The sequence below is a fragment of the Bergeriella denitrificans NBRC 102155 genome (assembly GCF_001592185.1).
GTDB classification, from domain to species: Bacteria; Pseudomonadota; Gammaproteobacteria; order Burkholderiales; family Neisseriaceae; genus Neisseria; species Neisseria denitrificans.
Map to the genome: position 1 here is coordinate 1 of NZ_BCWL01000295.1, position 1852 is coordinate 1852.

The 1852-nt window shown below is 59.1% G+C and carries 2 protein-coding genes; both read right to left on the minus strand.

Features of this window, described 5'->3' with window-relative positions:
• Positions 1–81 precede the first annotated feature (81 nt).
• Entirely contained in the window at positions 82–1083 is a 1002-nt protein-coding gene (hemB, locus tag BDE01S_RS10325; RefSeq protein ID WP_066081237.1) for a porphobilinogen synthase, read from the minus strand.
• Between the two features lie 46 nt (positions 1084–1129).
• Positions 1130–1828 carry a DUF6973 domain-containing protein gene (locus tag BDE01S_RS10330; RefSeq protein ID WP_066081238.1) on the minus strand — a complete coding sequence of 233 codons (699 nt, stop codon included), beginning with the start codon at positions 1826–1828 and terminating at the stop codon, positions 1130–1132.
• Positions 1829–1852 lie beyond the last annotated feature (24 nt).

The window sequence follows — 1852 nt, forward strand, 5'->3', positions numbered from 1 at the left end:
TTCGATACCGCATCAGCAAAAAGCCGTCTGAAAAACCAAGTTTTCAGACGGCTTTGGTATGTATTAAGGCTGCTTACCGCTTTATTTTTTCAGCATTTTGGCCGCTTCGATGGAGTAATAAGTCAGAATGCCATCTGCACCGGCGCGTTTAAAGGCCAGCAGGCTTTCCAAAATGACTTTTTCCGCGTCGAGCCAGCCGTTGCCGATGGCGGCCTGCAGCATGGCGTATTCGCCGGATACCTGATAGGCGTAGGTGGGTACGCCGAATTCATCTTTCACGCGGCGCACGATGTCGAGATAGGGCATGCCCGGTTTGACCATCACCATATCCGCGCCTTCCTGGATGTCGAGGGCGACTTCCTGCAGGGCTTCGTTGCTGTTAGCCGGATCCATCTGGTAGGTTTTTTTGTCGGCCTTGCCCAGGTTGCCCGAGCTGCCGACGGCATCGCGGAACGGGCCGTAAAAGGCGGATGCGTATTTGGCGGAATAGGCCATGATGCGGGTATGGATATGCCCGGCGTCTTCCAGCGCTTCGCGGATGGCCAGAATGCGGCCGTCCATCATATCGGAGGGGGCGACGACTTGCGCGCCGGCTTCGGCGTGGCACAGGACTTGTTTGACCAAAACGTCGATGGTTTCGTCGTTCAACACATAGCCGCGTGCATCGGTGAGGCCGTCTTGGCCGTGGCTGGTGTAGGGGTCGAGAGCCACGTCGGTCATGATGCCCAATTCGGGAAATTGTTCGCGCAGGGTGCGGACAACGGTCGGCACCAAGCCTTCGGGATTATAGGCTTCTTCGGCGGTTTCGGTTTTGTTGCGGGTGACAACGGGAAACAGCGCCAGCATGGGGATGCCGAGTTTCAGGGCTTCTTCGGCGGTAAACAGCAGCTTGTCGAGGCTTTGGCGCAGCACGCCGGGCATGGAGGGGACGGCTTCTTCCTGATTGTGACCTTCCAATACGAATACGGGATAAATCAAATCGTCTGCCGTCAGGGTGTGTTCGCGCATCAGGCGGCGGGAAAAGTCGTCTTTACGCATGCGGCGCAGGCGGCTGTGGGGAACGTAGCGGGTGGGGAAATTCATGATGCGGCCTTTCTGTATGCCGCCGAGCCGCAGGGCGCGGCGCGGCTTAGTCTTCAACCCGGCGCAGCGCGCGCACGGACTGCTTAATCTCGCGGAAGGTATCCGGCTTGTGGCGGCTCTGCTCGTCGGCCGTCATGCCGTCTGAATTCAGCGGCTCGATGTTGGCCAGCGCGCGGCGGTAGTCGGCGGCGCTTAAGCGGGTTTGGCTGACGTGCCAGCCGCCACGGGTTTGCGCGGCCGTCCACAGCCCGGTATCGCGGTAATACGATAACACGCTTTTCGCCAGCGTTTTCATATCGGCGTCTTCTTGGCTGCTGCCGATTTGGCGGCCGATGCGGTTGTTGCGTAAATCAACGGCGTTATCGGCGGCCAGGCGGCTGTAATAGTCGTTTTTACCGTCGCGGGCATCCATTTCGGGCTGGTAGGCGTTGCCGATTTTTTCGGCGATGTCGCTGCCGAATTTAGCGGCAATCGCGGCCTGCCACAAGGTATGGCGCACAGCGTTGACCTGCGTGCCGCGGCCGTCGCCGTTGGCGGAGTCGTCAAGGCCGGTACGAAGGGCGAAGCGGGCGGCGTTGCTGGAAATATTGGCGGAGCGGTTGCTTTCCACGCCGATGGCCTGGGCGGCAACGGGGTGGTTTAAGACAAACTGCGTCATCTTGCTGCGGCGGCTTTGGTTTTCCTGATAGCTTTGGCAGCCGGACAGGGCTGCGGCGGCGATGATGGGTAAGAGAAGGTATTTCATGGTTTTGCAAATATCGTCGTTTAA

What these genes read in the sequence shown, in the direction of transcription:
- BDE01S_RS10330 (WP_066081238.1), bottom strand. Translation starts at nt 1,828, where the DNA reads ATGAAATACCTTCTCTTACCCATCATCGCCGCCGCAGCCCTGTCCGGC.
- hemB (WP_066081237.1), bottom strand. Translation starts at nt 1,083, where the DNA reads ATGAATTTCCCCACCCGCTACGTTCCCCACAGCCGCCTGCGCCGCATG.